The 15475-nt window shown below is 57.5% G+C and carries 15 protein-coding genes; all 15 read left to right on the plus strand.

Annotated elements, in window-relative coordinates:
- Positions 1–32: 32 nt before the first annotated feature.
- The 15 genes from FIV46_RS08585 (at position 33) to FIV46_RS08655 (ending at position 15471) form a co-directional block, all read left to right on the plus strand.
- A complete protein-coding gene (locus FIV46_RS08585; protein WP_139940461.1) occupies positions 33–2426 on the plus strand; it encodes an efflux RND transporter permease subunit in 2394 nt (797 codons plus the stop codon).
- Positions 2427–2486: 60 nt separating this feature from the next.
- A complete protein-coding gene (locus FIV46_RS08590) occupies positions 2487–4454 on the plus strand; it encodes a DUF1302 family protein (RefSeq protein WP_139940463.1) in 1968 nt (655 codons plus the stop codon).
- 47 nt (positions 4455–4501) lie between these two features.
- A complete protein-coding gene (locus tag FIV46_RS08595; RefSeq protein ID WP_139940465.1) occupies positions 4502–5815 on the plus strand; it encodes a DUF1329 domain-containing protein in 1314 nt (437 codons plus the stop codon).
- Between the two features lie 60 nt (positions 5816–5875).
- Complete coding sequence (locus FIV46_RS08600) at positions 5876–6469, plus strand: 2-hydroxychromene-2-carboxylate isomerase (RefSeq protein ID WP_139940467.1); 594 nt, start codon at positions 5876–5878, stop codon at positions 6467–6469.
- An 11-nt stretch (positions 6470–6480) separates the two neighbouring features.
- Positions 6481–7128: a glutathione S-transferase family protein gene (locus FIV46_RS08605; protein WP_139940469.1), complete on the plus strand. Its 648-nt coding sequence runs from the start codon at positions 6481–6483 to the stop codon at positions 7126–7128.
- A gap of 159 nt (positions 7129–7287) precedes the next feature.
- A complete protein-coding gene (locus tag FIV46_RS08610; RefSeq protein ID WP_181163136.1) occupies positions 7288–7563 on the plus strand; it encodes a phenol hydroxylase subunit in 276 nt (91 codons plus the stop codon).
- Between the two features lie 11 nt (positions 7564–7574).
- Positions 7575–8588, plus strand: a complete 1014-nt coding sequence (locus tag FIV46_RS08615) for an aromatic/alkene monooxygenase hydroxylase subunit beta (RefSeq protein ID WP_181163137.1) — start codon at positions 7575–7577, stop codon at positions 8586–8588.
- Positions 8585–8854 carry an MmoB/DmpM family protein gene (locus FIV46_RS08620; protein ID WP_139940475.1) on the plus strand — a complete coding sequence of 90 codons (270 nt, stop codon included), beginning with the start codon at positions 8585–8587 and terminating at the stop codon, positions 8852–8854. The genes FIV46_RS08615 and FIV46_RS08620 overlap by 4 nt, the downstream gene beginning before the upstream one ends.
- 40 nt (positions 8855–8894) lie before the next feature.
- Positions 8895–10418, plus strand: a complete 1524-nt coding sequence (locus tag FIV46_RS08625) for an aromatic/alkene/methane monooxygenase hydroxylase/oxygenase subunit alpha (protein ID WP_139940477.1) — start codon at positions 8895–8897, stop codon at positions 10416–10418.
- A gap of 19 nt (positions 10419–10437) precedes the next feature.
- On the plus strand, positions 10438–10797 hold the full coding sequence (locus tag FIV46_RS08630) for a phenol hydroxylase subunit P4 (RefSeq protein ID WP_139940479.1): 360 nt from the start codon (positions 10438–10440) through the stop codon (positions 10795–10797).
- Complete coding sequence (locus FIV46_RS08635; protein WP_139940481.1) at positions 10797–11858, plus strand: NADH:ubiquinone reductase (Na(+)-transporting) subunit F; 1062 nt, start codon at positions 10797–10799, stop codon at positions 11856–11858. Before FIV46_RS08630 ends, FIV46_RS08635 begins: the two co-directional genes overlap by 1 nt.
- 4 nt (positions 11859–11862) lie before the next feature.
- A complete protein-coding gene (locus tag FIV46_RS08640; RefSeq protein ID WP_139940483.1) occupies positions 11863–12207 on the plus strand; it encodes a 2Fe-2S iron-sulfur cluster binding domain-containing protein in 345 nt (114 codons plus the stop codon).
- Between the two features lie 3 nt (positions 12208–12210).
- Entirely contained in the window at positions 12211–13134 is a 924-nt protein-coding gene (locus tag FIV46_RS08645; protein WP_139940485.1) for a catechol 2,3-dioxygenase, read from the plus strand.
- Between the two features lie 85 nt (positions 13135–13219).
- Positions 13220–14686: a 2-hydroxymuconic semialdehyde dehydrogenase gene (locus FIV46_RS08650; RefSeq protein WP_139938585.1), complete on the plus strand. Its 1467-nt coding sequence runs from the start codon at positions 13220–13222 to the stop codon at positions 14684–14686.
- Positions 14687–14700: 14 nt separating this feature from the next.
- On the plus strand, positions 14701–15471 hold the full coding sequence (locus FIV46_RS08655) for a 2-keto-4-pentenoate hydratase (protein WP_139938583.1): 771 nt from the start codon (positions 14701–14703) through the stop codon (positions 15469–15471).
- The last annotated feature ends 4 nt before the right edge of the window (positions 15472–15475 follow it).

Genomic DNA, 15475 nt, shown 5'->3' on the forward strand with positions numbered 1-15475 from the left:
CAAACAGATTAAAGACACTATAGGGACGAAATATGTCTAGGTTTACCCATTTTCTCAAAGATATTGATGATCATCTCTTTGCCTATCCCAAACTGATACTTTCCGTATTGCTGGCAATTACGGTCTTCTTCGCCGCCCAGATTCCGGCCGTGCAGATGTATTCCGACTTTTCGGACCTGTTGCCCCAGGAACATCCCTACATCCAGCTGCACAACGAAATCAGGGACAATTTTGGCGGCGCCAATGTTGTTGTGGTCGGTATTGAGGTTGAAGAGGGAACCATTTTTGACAACAGGACCCTGGCGCTGATCCACCGGCTGACCCAGGATGTGGATAACCTGCCCGGTATCAACCATAACCTGGTGACAAGCCTGACCCATCGCACCACCCGTAAAGTGTGGCTGTCGGAGGAAGGCTCCGTTCTGTCCGAACCCTATTATGATCCGACCAAAAAACCGACCCTGACCGAGCTGGAACTGGAGGAACTGAAAACCGCCGTGCTGGCCAATCCGCGCGTCTACGGCCTGATGGTGTCTCCGGACCTCAAGTCAGCCCTGATCAAGGGACAGCTCAATGAAGGGGCGCTGGACTACCAGAAAACATTCGAGCAGATCCAGGAATTTCGCGACCGGGAACAGATGGAAGGCGTTAAAATCCATGTGACCGGACAGCCTATGCTGGTGGGCTGGGTCTATACCTATATCCCGCAGATCGTGCAGATTTTCCTGTTCACCATCCTGTTCATGTTCGTCCTGCTGGTGGTCTATTTCCGCCGCCTGTACGGCGTGCTGATCCCGATGATGGGGATTGCCGTTTCCGCCATCTGGGGCGTCGGTATTCTGTCGCTGCTGGGTTTCAACCTTGACCCGCTGACACTGGTTATTCCGTTCCTGATTTCTGCCCGGGCCATGTCCCACGGTATTCAGCTGGTGGAGCGCTATTATGGCGAACTCTCCCTTGAGGGGGATAGCCACAAGGCGGCCCGCAATACATTTGATAGCCTGTTCCGTCCGGGATCCCTGGGCGTGGTGTCGGATGCGGTGGGCCTGCTGTTGATTTCACTGGGCTCGATCCCGATCAATACCAAGCTGTCCTATTACGCGTCCCTGTGGGCCATCTGCGTGATCATCAATGTTTTGCTGCTGGTGCCGCTGCTGCTGTCGGTGCTGCCGCAGCCGAAGAAAATCGAAATCAAGCATGGCGGTATCCAGAAGATGCTGTCCCGGGTCGGTTTTCTGGTTTCCGCGCGCTCCGGGGCGATCGGAATCCTGGCTATCGTTGCCGTGTGTTTCGTGGTCGGTGGCTATGGCAGTAGCTTCGTGCAGATCGGTGAGTCCGAACCGGGCAGTCCGCTGCTGTACCCGGACCATGACTACAACCTGTCGTCAAAGGCCATCAATACCAGTTTCCCGGGCTCCGAGGAATTATACATCGTCGCCCGGACTGAAGAGAAAGGCGGCCTCAAGAAGCCGGAAGTCATCAAGTCGCTTGAAGACCTTCAGGCGCATATGCTGAACGACCCGGAAATGGGCGGGGCCAAGGGCCTGCCGGATCTGGTCAAGCAGATGAACCGTCTGCTCCACAACAATGATCCGAGATACAACCAGGTTCCCCACGATGAATATTATGTCGGCGGGCTGATGTTTGCCTATATGGCGTCGAGCCCCATACCGGGGGCGCTCAAGGAGTTCGTCAATCCGGAAGAAACCGACGCCAATATGATCTTTTACTACAAGGATCATCAGGGCGGCACCATCCGCCGGGCCATTCACATGGTCAAGGACTGGATTGCCGAAAAAGGCGATGCCGTTGACGGGCTGAGTTTCCATCTGGCCGGCGGCATTGTCGGGGTAACCGCAGCCATTAACGAGGCGGTGTTTGAAACCAACCGGCTGGTGATCCCCATGGTGCTCGGTCTGATTTTCCTGTTTGTCATGTTCTTCTACGGCTCGCTGCATGCCGGCTGGCTGATGTTCCTGTCCATGTCCTTCGCCACCATCCTGAGTTACGGCTACATGGGCGCCATGAAAATCGGCATTAACGTCAATACGGTGCCGATCATTGCCGTCGGAATCGGCGTGGGCATCGACTATTCCATTTACATCATGGACCGCATCCGGGAGGAAATGCTCCGCTGCCGGACTCTTGAGGAAGCCGTGATCCGGGCGATCAGCACGACCGGACTGGCCGTCTGCGTTACCGCCGGCGCCCTGATCCTTGGTGTGGTCATGTGGGTCTTTTTGTCTGACCTCAGGTTCCAGGCGGATGCCGCCCTGCTGCTGGTCATGATGCTGGTCTTCAATATGGTTGCGGCGCTCTTTGTGGTGCCAAGCTGGATAACCCTCTTCAAACCGAGGTTTATCACCGACATTCAAATGGTAGACGGCGTTATCGCCGAAAAATCGGCTATGGAGGCAGCCGAATAGGGGAGGGGTTATGTGTCGGGATAAACCATTTGTTGGATCCTTTAAAATGGGAGGACATACATGAAAGAGAAAACACGCATACAACAACTACTGGGCGGGGCGGCGCTTGCGACCGCACTGTCCCTGGCCGGGGCTCCCGGCGCCCAGGCCTATACGTCCGATGACGGAACATTTGAACTCTATGGCTTCGTGGAGAACGCCACATTTGTGCGCAAGGACAAAGGACTCTCCAAGTTCCGCAATACCCTGCAGGTGGAAATGACCAAACGCTTCAACGTGGGCGGCCTGTTTGACAATCTGTCACTGAATACTACCCTGCGCGGCTCCTATGACGGTGTTTACGACCTGAATAGCGATGAATACGGCAAGGATGCCGGCGGTTCCATCATGCTGGAAAGCACCTTCAGCGGCGGTCCGGCTGCCGTGCCGCATGGCGGCGGCATTGTCTCGACCGGCCTGGCCTTCTTTGGCTTTGACACGGCGGCCAATCCCAATGCAGGCCTGATTGTCCTGGGGGAAAATACCCACGCCACCGAGGGCGGTGTGGCCTTCGGGGTGCCGGTCCGTCCCTGTGATGTGGATAACCGGGGCTGTATTGCCGGTTATATGGACGCCTCCCTGGATGAGTTGCGGTTCCCGGAATTCAACGACCGCCTCGACTTCCTCCGGGAATTCTATCTGGATGGTGACATCGGGTTTGACAATGGCGATGTCCTGAACATCCGTCTCGGCCGCCAGCAGGTGGTCTGGGGCCGGACTGACCTGTTCCGTGTTCTCGACGTGATCAACCCGGTCGATTACTCCCGCCATAATATTTATGACGAACTGGAGGATATCCGTATTCCGCAGTGGATGCTGACGGCGGAATACCGCTTGGGGGCCGCTGCCGGGTTCGAGGACCTGAACTTTAGTGTGGTCTGGAACTTCGACAGGTTCCGGCCCAGCAACCTGGGTCAGGGAGGAACACCCTATCAGATCCTGGCTGCCGGTGAATTCTTCCGCGGCATGAAAAACTGCTGGGACTATGGCTGTACGGTTGCCAACTTTGCCGGGCTGCCGGTGCCGGATACTACCGGTCTGGCGGCCACTGACTTCGCCCCGCATTCCATCGGGATCCGCCAGGCGAACCTTCCGGAGTGGAAGCTGGACAATACCCAGATCGGCTTCAAGGTTGAAGGTGTGTTCAAAGAGATTGGCTTCTCCCTGAACTATCTGTCCTACCTGGCCCAGCTGCCGTCCCTGCATGGCGGCAGTGTCGGTCCGGCAGCCATGAACAACTTTACCGGTGAAGTCCAGCAGTGGCCATATCTTATTGCCTTTGATATCGAGTTCCCGCGCATTCACCTGTTCGGTGGCTCACTGGATATTTATTCCGACAGCCTCAAGTCTGTGTTCCGTATCGAGGCGGCCTATACCACCGGCGAGGAGTTCGCCAATACCCTTCGTCCTGAACTCTACTCCAAGTCGGATGTCTTCCGGTATGTCATCGGCTGGGACCGGGATACATTCATTCCGTTCCTCAATGACGAGAAGGCGTTCCTGATCTCGGCCCAGATTTTCGGCCAGCATATCCTGGATCATGAACTGGAAGACACAGCAGGTTCCCTGGCCGGGGCGCCCGGATTTGGCAAGGCCGGTATCCCGGACTGGAAAGACAACTGGATTGCCACCTTCCTGCTCAAGGGCTGGTGGAATCAGAACCGTCTCAGCCCGCAGCTGCTCGCCGCCTATGACTTCCGGGCCCAGACCGCGGTGGTCTCACCGTCTGTTGACTGGTTGATCAATGACAGCTGGCGGCTGGTTGTCGCGGCCAACTTCAAATTCGGCGCCGGCGCCAAGAAGTTTGACGATTGCCGGAGCTGTAACCCCTGGGCACCGTTTACGGCCACGCCGTTCCACACCGATCCCACTCAACCCGGTTCTGTCGGTCTTGGCGGTTTCGAGCCGTTGGGCAGGTTCCGGTCCGGCCCGATCGGCATGGCAGAGGCTGAAGACGAGATCCAGGTCACCCTGCGGTATCGCTTCTGAGCGCCATGTCCAGACGTGAAAAAAGATTTTCTGAAAGGAATTTTGACATGAAATCAAAAATTGTAACGGCTCTTGCCGCACTGACCATCGGACTTGGCGCCCTGCCGGCCCAGTCCCAGGATATGAATGTTGTAGACAACAGCTTCTATCCCTACAAGAACCAGGTGCCGACCTATGAAGGACTGACACCCGGCATGACCATCAACCAGACCAACGTCGACCAGTTCAAGGAAATTCTTGACGAAGGCATGTATGAGTTCATCAAGCGGGGCTGGACCGAGATGAAGGTGGGGGAGACCATGCCCTTCACTCTCAACGAAGGCTATATCAATGCCACGCGGGAAGGTCTGGGCAAGGTTTCTCTGGGGGAGAAACCGGGGCAGATCAACGGCTTTGTCGCCGGACGTCCGTTCCCGCAGGAACCGGACATCAACGACCCGCGGGCCGGGGAGAAACTGGCCTGGAACTATAAGTTCGGCTATAACTGGGGGGATAACGCCGCCATCTATCCCTTCTACTGGAAGTTCAGGGACCTGAATTCCGGCAAGATTGAACGGACCATCAAGTTCAACTTCCACTTCCTGAACCTGAAGCACCGTGTTGGTGATGATCCCAAGCCGGACCTGCCCAACAACCCGGGCGATCTGTTCCGTGCCATCTATGTGCAGGTGCTGGAACCGTTCGATGTGCGCAACACCCAGCTGCTCATGCATCTTTATGATGATGACCTGAAGAAGGCAGATGCCTGGCTGTACCTTGGCTTCCAGCGCCGGGTACGCCGTCTGGCCACCGGTCAGACCACGGACTCCTTCCTGGGTTCGGACCTGATGATCGAGGATTTCGAGGGCTATAACGGCCGGATTTCCGACATGAAATGGACCTACAAGGGGACCCGGAATGTTCTGCTGCCGTTCTACAAGCACAATGAACTGGTGCTGAGCGAGGAAGACAAGGAAGGCGATGGCTACCAGTTCGTTGATTTTGGCGGCCAGGGCGGTTGTTTCCCGAATATTACCTGGCAGCTGCGCAAGGTCTATATCCTGGAATCCGAACCGGTTGACGAGAACCATCCCATCAGCAAGCGCGTTCATTATGTGGATGCAGAAACCTTCACCCTGCCGCGGACTGTGATCTACGACCGCAAGGGCGATCTGTGGAAGACCTTTGTCATCGGACAGGCGCACCCGGACTATCACCTGCCCAAGAACAAGGGCAGCGGGGTGTCGATCGATGACTCCTTCATGATGCTGGATGTGCAGGGTGAGCATTGCACCACCGGTCACTTCAAGGGACAAGTGGATCCCAAACTGAACCCGCGTAACAAGTTTACCGTTCAGAACCTCCGGGTGACCGGCAAATAATCAATAGTGGCCGGATGGGCAGCCCATCCGGCCACCATTCTCTGAAAAAGGTTTAATAAGATGCCTGAACCAACTGATATAAAAGTATATTTTAACTTTAGAAGTCCGTACTGCTATCTGGTCTCCAAGGTGCTTTACAACATCTTCGAGGATTACCACGCCAAGATGATCTGGCGGCCGCTTGGGGGGTGGTCCGGTCGATCCAATCCGGATCGGGCCAAGGTAAAAATTCCAGTCGTGCGCCAGGATGTGGCGCGCTTTACCAGAAGGCTAGGCATCCCTTTTACACCGCCACCGATTGAAACAGATCCGACACTGGCCGCCAAGATTTCCCTGGCTGCCGAACAGGAAGGCCTGCTGCACAAATATATCGTCGAGGTTATGCGCCAGGAATGGGCCGAGGGACGCAATATCGGCGACATGGATGTCCTGTTGGCAGTGGGGGAAGAAATCGGGCTCGGCCGCGGGGTCATCCAGCGGGCCGCTGAAAATGCCGACTTCGACAAGCAGCTTGAGCAAAACTGGCACGAGGCGCAGCAGGATCATGTGATGGGCGTGCCGTCCTTTGTGGTTGGGGACCAGGTTTTCTGGGGCAACGACCGGGTTGATTTCCTGCGCGAACATCTGCACGACCTGCGCCTGCGGCGGCTCTAGGGGACTATCCGATGATCAGGCTTTTCCACCGCACAGATTGCCCCTTTTGCTGGAAGGTGAGGATTGCCCTGTTTGAATTGGGCGTTCCGGTTGAAGAGACTGTGTTGGCTTTGGGTGAAAAAAGCCGTGAGGTCCGGGACCTTAACCCAAACAACAGTGTGCCGGTCATGATCACGGACAAGGATACGGTGATCTGGGAGTCCGCAGCGATGGTGGAATATGTCGCAGAACGCTTCGGTGCCGGCAGGTTGTTCGAGGGCAGCGCCGAAGATCGGGCCCGGATCCGGCAGTTGCATATTTTTTCAGATAACCGCGTTGGCAAAGCTGTGTTTCCGATCGTCCGGGAGCGCAGAAATAATCCGGGCAGGGAAGTCCCTGAAGAACTGCTGCGCAGGATTACCGCGGAGTGGACCGGGTGCCTGAGCGTCCTGGAGAGGGAGCTTCGGGACAGGGAGTTTTTCGGGGGAGAGTCCTTCTCTGCTGCCGACTGCGCCCTGATGCCGCGATTTACCCTGGCTGAAGTGTACGGCCTCCCCGTGCCGGACACCTTTCCGAAAGCTGCCGACTGGTATCGGCGGACCTCGCGCCGCGCTTCCGTGATTCAGGCGAGGCCGGATAAGTTTCCCGGGGTCAATGATTTGGTGAAATCGGCAGAATAGAGGATTTGATGATTTGATCAATGTCGCTCTACAAGTCTGGTCGGGATGCAGTTTGGAGCGAAAAAAAATATTAAAAAACAATTACTTAGAATATTTTTATGGGGAATGAGGAGAGTGGCATGCTCCTTGCTACACAGGGAAGAAAACAGGGAGAAACGAATGGGAAGGCTTCCGCCTGAAGAGAGAGATCATCTCGCTGAGTATGAAAAGACCGCCCAAGTGACGGGGGTCCGGCGCAACCGCTTCATCGAGTTTGATTTTACCGTGGGCGCGCCTGAGCTGACTGTGGAACTGGTGATGCCCATGCAGGCCTTCGTAGAGTTTTGTGAACTAAACCATGTCCGGACGGTGACGGTCCTGGCGGATGTAAAAAAAGACTATGAACAGCTTTTGTGGCGTGAAGGACGCGGCAGGGATGTTCAGGCGTCGAAATAAGGAGACTTCATGTGAGTTTGGATATCAAGACAAATGTGATCGAGCCCCGGCGGCAGACCTATAGCCATGTCGCCAGACGGCTGGGCAGCGACAAGCCGGCAAGTCGTTACCAGGAAGGCACCTGGGACCTGCAGGCCACCGAACATTTCCACTATCGGCCGACCTGGGCGCCCGACCGCGAGCTGTATGACACCAGTCTGACGGCCATCGAGATGCAGGACTGGTACGCGTTCAACGATCCGCGCCAGTTCTATTACGGGACCTACACCATGGCCCGTAACAAGATGATGGAGACCGAAGAGGCCAATTTCAAATTTGTCGAAAAGCGCGGCCTTCTGGATCAGGTGGACCCCGCCTGGGTGAACAAGGTGAAACATTACCTGCTTCCGCTGCGGCATTTTGAATGGGGCGGCAATATGAACGGCTGCCACGCGTCAGACAGGGCCTACGGCACGGCTGTCTCCCAGACACTGTTGTTTGCGGCGATGGACCGGCTGGGTATCGCGCAGATCATCAGCCGGATTGGCCTGCTTATCGACGGGAACTCCGGTGAAAGTCTCGATGAAGCCAGGTCCGACTGGCTGGAGCATGGCAACTGGCAGCCTTTGCGCCAGATGGTGGAGGACACATTTGTGCTCGATGATTGGTTCGAGCAGGCGGTGGCCCAGTATTTTTGTATGGACAGCGTCATCTTCCCGCTGGTGTACGATCATTTCGACCGGGAAGGCGCCCGGCATAACGGGGCGGCCATGTCCATGCTCAGCGAATTTATGATCGACTGGTTTGCCGATGAATGCCGGTGGGTTGATCAGTTGCTTAAAGTGACGGCTTCTGAAAGTGCCGGGAATGCCGAACTTCTCGGTTCCTGGGTGGAAAACTGGACAGTGCGCACCATCGATGCCCTCCGGCCGCTGGCGGCAGACGTCCTCGGGGACGGGGCAGACGCTGTGCTCGAAGAGATTGACGCAAATATTCAGGCCCGGGCCGCCAAGGCCGGGATCAAGGCACAGGGAGCGGGTAAATGAGCAGAAACGTATCCATCACTCTGCAGAACAATGACGAGGCCCGGCCGATTATCGAGGCCATTGAGCAGGACAACCCTGACGCCACCGTCAACATCTATCCGGCCATGGTCAAGATCGACTGCGACGGCCGGTTGATTGTCAAACAGTCCACCGTCGAGGAGCTGATCGGCCGGGACTGGGATGTGCAGGAGCTGCATCTCAGCGTTATCAGCCTGGCCGGCAACGTGGACGAAGAGGATGATTATCTGGAACTGAGCTGGGGATAACGGCGCCTTCCGGAACTACAGGGAATATACGGAGACAGTTATGACACAGAAGAAAGCAAAGAAACTTGGCCTCAAACAGCGTTATGCGATGATGACCCGCGGGCTCGACTGGGAAACCACCTATCAGCCGATGGAGAAGGTCTATCCTTACGACAAATACGAAGGCATCATCATCAACGACTGGGATGCCTGGGAGGATCCGTTCCGGCTGACCATGGACGCCTACTGGAAATACCAGTCGGAAAAAGAACGCAAGCTCTATGCGGTGATCGACAGTTTTGCCCAGAATAATGGCCATCTCGGCGTCACCGATGCCCGCTATGTCAATGCCATCAAACTGTTCCTGACCGGGGTATCCCCGCTGGAATACCAGGCGTCGCGCGGCTTTACCCATGTGGGCCGTCATTTCCAGGGCGCCGGGGCAAGGGTCGCCTGCCAGATGCAGGCGATTGACGAACTGCGCCACGCGCAGACTCAGGTTCATGCCATGAGCCACTATAATAAATATTTCGACGGCATGCACAGCGGGCCGCAGATGCTGGACCGGGTCTGGTATCTTTCCGTGCCGAAATCCTTTTTCGACGATGCCCGGACTGCGGGGCCGTTCGAGTTCCTGACTGCGATTTCCTTCAGTTTTGAATATGTGCTGACCAACCTGCTGTTCGTGCCCTTCATGTCCGGGGCGGCCTATAACGGCGACATGGCGACGGTGACGTTCGGATTTTCCGCCCAGTCCGATGAAGCCCGCCATATGACGCTGGGTCTGGAAATCATCAAATTTATGCTGGAGCAGGATGAACGCAACATCCCGCTGGTGCAGCAATGGATGGACAAATGGTTCTGGCGCGGCACCCGCCTGCTGGCGCTGGTGGCCATGATGATGGACTATATGCTGCCGAAACGGATCATGTCCTGGAAGGAAGCCTGGGATATCTATTTTGTCGAGGCCGGCGGGGCTCTGTTTGAAGATCTCGCCCGCTATGGCATCAAGCCGCCGAAACATGCCGAAACGGCAACCCGGGAAGCGGAACATATCAGCCACCAGGCCTGGGGTATTTTCTACAACTATACCCACGCCGCCGGCTTCCACACCTGGATTCCGGAAGATGAGGAACTGGACTGGCTGTCCGAGAAATACCCCAACACTTTCGATAAATATTACCGCCCGCGGTTTGAGTACTGGCGCGAGGAAGAGAAGGCCGGCCGCCGGTTCTACAACAACACGCTGCCGATGCTGTGCCAGACCTGCCAGATCCCCATGGGCTTCACCGACATGGATGATCCGACCACCGTGGTGTTCCGCAATTCCACCTACAAGGGGGATCAGTATCACTTTTGCTCCGACGGCTGTAAGGAAATCTTCGACAACGAGCCGGAAAAATATGTCCAGGCCTGGCTGCCGGTGCACCAGATCTATCAGGGCAATTGCGGCGGCGCCGACATTGAGGATGTTCTGAAATGGTATGGCCTCAACCTCGGTTCCGACAATCTGGATTACAACGGTTCTCCGGAACAGAAACTGTGGAACGAATGGCAGGCCGCGCGCATCAGGGCGGCAGGATAACGGGAGTCGGGAGAAAATCATGTCAGTAAAAGCGATCGGAAAATATGAATTCGAGCCCAAGGACACCGAGGACAAGTTCCACGGCAACCAGCTGGTCTATATCAACTGGGAACATCACCTGATGTTTTGTTCCCCGGTCTGTCTGCCGTTGCCGCCCGACATGCCGTTCAAGGCGCTGGTCGGGGAGGTGCTGCCCGGGGTGTACAGCCAGCATCCGGATTTCGAAAAGATCGACTGGTCCGCGGTGACCTGGCTGCTGAATAACGAGCCTTTCCAACCGGATGGGGACAAGTCTCTCGTGGAAAACGGCATCCATCACAAAGGCCTGCTGCGCTTTACCACGCCCGGCCTCGACGGGATTGGCGGGAGCGGCTCCTGATGAGCTATCAGCTCACCATAGAACCCATCGGCGAAGTGGTCGAGGTCGAGGAGGGGCAGACCGTTCTCGACGCCTGCCTCAGGGCCGGGATTTATATTCCCTACCAGTGCAACCACGGCCTGTGCAGCACCTGCAAGGTGGAGGTGCTGGAGGGCGAGGTGAACCTGGGAGATGCCTCTCCGTTCGCGCTGATGGATTTCGAGCGGGACGAGGGCAAGGCGCTGGCCTGTTGCTGTACGCTGGAAAGCGACGCGGTGATCGAAGCAGATATCGAGGAAGACGAGGATGCCGAGTATCTGCCCATTGGCGATTTTGAGGGAACCGTCAGCGAGCTTGTCGACCTGACACCCGATATCAAAGCCATCCATATCGCCCTGGAGGGTGACGGCATCGAGTTTCAGGCCGGTCAATATATCCAGCTCGAGATACCGGGAGTGGACGGCCCACGGGCCTTTTCCATCGCCAATGCCCCGCAGAAACCGACGGAACTGGAACTGCATGTGCGGCTGGTGCCGGACGGAGCCGGGACGACCTACCTGCATGAAAAACTGAATGTTGGCGACAAACTGTCCTTTTCCGGGCCTTACGGCCAGTTTTTCGTTCGCAAGTCGCAGAACAAGCCGATGATTTTCATTGCCGGCGGCTCCGGGCTGTCCAGCCCCAAGTCCATGATCGAGGACCTGCTGGCAGAAGGGTGCAGCGAGAAAATCTATCTGTTCCACGGGGTGCGCGGGCTTCAGGATCTCTACTACCAGGAGTATTTCCGCGACCTGGAGCAGAAGCACGGGAACTTCACTTACGTTCCGGCGCTGTCGGAAATGGATGCCGGCGATGACTGGGACGGTGAGACGGGCTTCATCAATGAAGCGGCGGAACGGTATTTCAACGGCGAGTTTAAGGGACATCAGGCCTATCTCTGCGGTCCGCCGCCGATGATCGAAGCCTCGATCCGCAGCCTGATGAAAGGCCGTCTGTTTGAGAAGGATATCTTCATGGAAAAATTCCTGACCAAAGAAGATGGGCAGGAGGTGAAAAAGTCGCCGCTGTTCAAGAGGATCTGATCCGGTGCAGGACGAAACTTTCACGGTCACTATTGAAGGTGTGGAGAAGAGGGTTTGCTGCCGCCCGGAGAAATCGGTGTTGGTGGCAATGGAGGCACAGGGAATGGCTCGTATTCCTGTGGGATGCCGCGGCGGCGGCTGCGGCATCTGCAAGGTCAGGGTGATCTCGGGGAAGTATAAAACGGGCAAAATGGCGGCCTGTCATGTCAGCGGGGAAGAGCAGGCGGAGGGATATGCCCTGGCTTGCCGGCTCTATCCGGAAAGTGACCTGACCGTCTGTCTGGCCGGCAAGAACCGGCGCGCGTTGCTGCCGGAAACATATAGGGAAAAGAAAGCTGAAGGAGACTAAACTATGGCAATGACTGGAGTATTGAAGCCGGGGTTCGCCCAGGTCCGGGTGCTGGACATGGAACAGGCACTGGTGCACTACCGGGACCGTATCGGCCTTAATGTGGTTAGCACCGGGGACGACGGCCGGGTATACCTCAAGGCCTATGATGAATTTGACCGCCACAGCATCATCCTGCGCGAGGCGGACGAAGCCGGCCTCGATGTGATGGCCTTCAAGGTGCAGGACGATGATGTGCTGAAGGAACTGGAAGCGAAGCTGGTCAAGGAGGGTATGGAAGTCAGCCATGTCCCGGCGGGGGAACAGCCGGGGGTTGGCCGCCGCATCAGCTTTGTCGCGCCGACCGGCCACCGGTTTGACCTTTATGCCGACATGGAGCTTTCCGACAACGGCCCGGAAACTGACAATCCGGACCTGTGGCGTACGGAACCGCACGGCATGAAAGCGTTGCGGTTCGATCATTGTCTGCTTTATGGCGGCGATATCGATGGCGCCCAGCGGGTATTCGAGAATGCCCTCGGTTTTAAGACTACGGAAGTGATCCGCCAAGATGACGGCCTGCAGATTGCCGTGTTCCTGAGTTGTGGCATGAAGGCCCATGACCTGGCGATCGTCCGTAATGAAGAAGATGGCAAGCTGCATCATGTTTCGTTTAATATCGAGGACTGGAATTCCATTAGGGATGCAGCCGATATCATTACCAAATATGATATCTCCCTCGATATCGGGCCGACCCGGCACGGCATTACCCGCGGCCAGACCATTTATTTCTTTGATCCCAGTGGCAACCGCAACGAGGTTTTTGCCGGCGGCTACAGCTATTATCCGGGCGATCCGCTGCGGGTCTGGCAAATGCAGGAAGTGGGCAAGGGTATTTTCTACTATGAACGCCAGCTCAATGACCGTTTTATGGGAGTCGTAACTTAACAATGCGTCCTACAGCATTGGGATGGTTCCCGCTGCTCCCATGGCGGGGACCATCTTTCTTTCATCTCACACTTGAGGAATGATCATGTCAGACAGAGAAAGTCTTCATTTTATCAACGGGGAATATACCGCCGGATCGTCCGGGCTCACCTTTGAAAACCGCTGTCCGGTCGACGGCAGCCTGATCGGCCTGGTGCATGAGGGCAAGCGCGAAGAGGTTGACGCCGCGGTCAGCGCGGCGCGGGCGGCGCTCAAGGGGCCGTGGGGCCGCATGAGTGTGGAGGAGCGGGTCAGGATGCTGTACCGGGTCGCCGACGGCATCACCGCCCGGTTTGACGAATTCCTCGAGGCCGAATGCCTCGACACCGGCAAGCCGAAGAGCCTGGCCAGCCATATCGACATTCCGCGCGGCGCCGCCAACTTCAAGGTCTTTGCCGACGTGATCAGGAATGTGCCGACCGAAGGCTTTTTCCTCGAGACGCCGGACGGGGCCGGGGCGCAGAATTACGGCGTGCGCACGCCCAAGGGGGTGATCGGGGTGATCTCGCCGTGGAACCTGCCGCTGCTGCTGATGACCTGGAAGGTGGGCCCGGCCTTGGCCTGCGGCAATACCGTGGTGGTCAAGCCGTCCGAGGAGACGCCGCTGACCACGACCCTGCTCGGCGAAGTGATGAATGACGCCGGCGTGCCCAGGGGCGTGTTCAATGTGGTGCACGGCTTCGGGCCGGACAGCGCCGGGGCGTTCCTGACTGAACATCCGGGCGTCGACGCCATCACCTTTACCGGCGAGACCCGCACCGGCACCGCGATCATGAAGGCGGCGGCCGAAGGGGTGCGCGATGTCTCCTTCGAACTCGGCGGCAAGAACCCGGCCATTGTCTTTGCCGACTGTGATATGGACAAGGCCATCGAGGGCACCATGCGTTCGGTGTTCGCCAACTGCGGCCAGGTCTGCCTCGGCACCGAGCGGGTATTTGTCGAGCGGCCGGTCTTTGATGAATTTGTCGCCCGCCTCAAGGCGGGGGCCGAGGGCCTGAAGCTGGGCCGTCCCGAAGACGAAACCGTCAACATGGGACCGCTGATCAGCAAGGAGCATCAGCAGAAGGTGCTGGGCTATTACAAGCTGGCCAAAGACCTGGGCGCGACCGTGGTCATTGGCGGCGGCGTGCCGGACATGCCGGACGACCTGAAGGACGGCGCCTGGGTCGAGCCGACCATCTGGACCGGGCTTGGCGACGACAGTGCGGTCATGAGGGAAGAAATCTTCGGCCCCTGTTGCCATATCACGCCGTTCGATGAGGAAGAGGAAGTGATCGCGCGGGCCAATGACACGGTTTACGGTTTGGCGTCGGCAGTGTGGACCGAGAATATGTCCCGCGGTCACCGGGTCGCGGCACAGATCGACTGCGGCATCTGCTGGGTCAACAGCTGGTTCCTGCGCGACCTGCGCACCGCTTTCGGCGGCACCAAGCAGTCCGGCATCGGCCGCGAGGGCGGGGTGCACAGCCTGGAATTCTATACCGAACTGAGAAACGTCTGCGTCAAGTTGTAGGGAGACCCATTGAGATGAGCAAAGACCTGAACGAAATAGCTAAAATCGTTGATGACGCCGCGCGTACCGCGACGGCGATTCCGCAGCTGTCGGAAACCGGTCACGACCTGACCCTGGAAGAAGCCTATCAGGTGCAGGCGCTCTCGCTCGCCCGGCGCTACGCCCGCGGCGAGCATCAGGTCGGGGTCAAGATGGGCTTCACCAGTGAAGCCAAGATGAAGCAGATGGGGCTCAAGGAAATGATCTGGGGCCGGCTCACCAATGTGATGCTGGTGGACAACGGCGGCGAGATCGACCTCAAACATTATGTTCATCCCCGGGTCGAGCCGGAAATCTGCTTCCGCCTCAGGGCGCCGCTGGCCGGCGAGGTGAGCCCCGAGGAAGCGCTGGCCGCCGTGGACGCCGTGGCGCCGGCGCTGGAGATCATCGACAGCCGCTACGAGAATTTCAAATTCAATCTGCCGGATGTGGTGGCGGACAACACCTCCACCTCCAGCTATGTGGTCGGCGACTGGTATCCGGCCGACACCGACATTGCCGATCTCGCCATGGCGATCAGCTTTGACGGCGAAGAGGTGCAGTCCGGCTCCACCTCTGCCATTCTCGGCGATCCGCTGCGGGCCCTCATCGGGGCGGCGCGGCTGGTGGGCAAAGACGGCGGCCGGCTCGAGGCGGGCTGGCATGTGATGGCCGGCGGCGCCACTGCGGCAGAGGCCCTCACTCCCGGGATCAGCGTCCGGCTCGACACCGAAAATATGACACCGGTCACCTTCAATGTGAAATAGGCAG

The organism is Emcibacter nanhaiensis (assembly GCF_006385175.1).
In the GTDB taxonomy this organism is placed as follows: Bacteria; Pseudomonadota; Alphaproteobacteria; order Sphingomonadales; family Emcibacteraceae; genus Emcibacter; species Emcibacter nanhaiensis.

What these genes read in the sequence shown, in the direction of transcription:
- FIV46_RS08585 (WP_139940461.1), top strand. Translation starts at nt 33, where the DNA reads ATGTCTAGGTTTACCCATTTTCTCAAAGATATTGATGATCATCTCTTT.
- FIV46_RS08590 (WP_139940463.1), top strand. Translation starts at nt 2,487, where the DNA reads ATGAAAGAGAAAACACGCATACAACAACTACTGGGCGGGGCGGCGCTT.
- FIV46_RS08595 (WP_139940465.1), top strand. Translation starts at nt 4,502, where the DNA reads ATGAAATCAAAAATTGTAACGGCTCTTGCCGCACTGACCATCGGACTT.
- FIV46_RS08600 (WP_139940467.1), top strand. Translation starts at nt 5,876, where the DNA reads ATGCCTGAACCAACTGATATAAAAGTATATTTTAACTTTAGAAGTCCG.
- FIV46_RS08605 (WP_139940469.1), top strand. Translation starts at nt 6,481, where the DNA reads ATGATCAGGCTTTTCCACCGCACAGATTGCCCCTTTTGCTGGAAGGTG.
- FIV46_RS08610 (WP_181163136.1), top strand. Translation starts at nt 7,288, where the DNA reads ATGGGAAGGCTTCCGCCTGAAGAGAGAGATCATCTCGCTGAGTATGAA.
- FIV46_RS08620 (WP_139940475.1), top strand. Translation starts at nt 8,585, where the DNA reads ATGAGCAGAAACGTATCCATCACTCTGCAGAACAATGACGAGGCCCGG.
- FIV46_RS08625 (WP_139940477.1), top strand. Translation starts at nt 8,895, where the DNA reads ATGACACAGAAGAAAGCAAAGAAACTTGGCCTCAAACAGCGTTATGCG.
- FIV46_RS08630 (WP_139940479.1), top strand. Translation starts at nt 10,438, where the DNA reads ATGTCAGTAAAAGCGATCGGAAAATATGAATTCGAGCCCAAGGACACC.
- FIV46_RS08635 (WP_139940481.1), top strand. Translation starts at nt 10,797, where the DNA reads ATGAGCTATCAGCTCACCATAGAACCCATCGGCGAAGTGGTCGAGGTC.
- FIV46_RS08645 (WP_139940485.1), top strand. Translation starts at nt 12,211, where the DNA reads ATGGCAATGACTGGAGTATTGAAGCCGGGGTTCGCCCAGGTCCGGGTG.
- FIV46_RS08650 (WP_139938585.1), top strand. Translation starts at nt 13,220, where the DNA reads ATGTCAGACAGAGAAAGTCTTCATTTTATCAACGGGGAATATACCGCC.
- FIV46_RS08655 (WP_139938583.1), top strand. Translation starts at nt 14,701, where the DNA reads ATGAGCAAAGACCTGAACGAAATAGCTAAAATCGTTGATGACGCCGCG.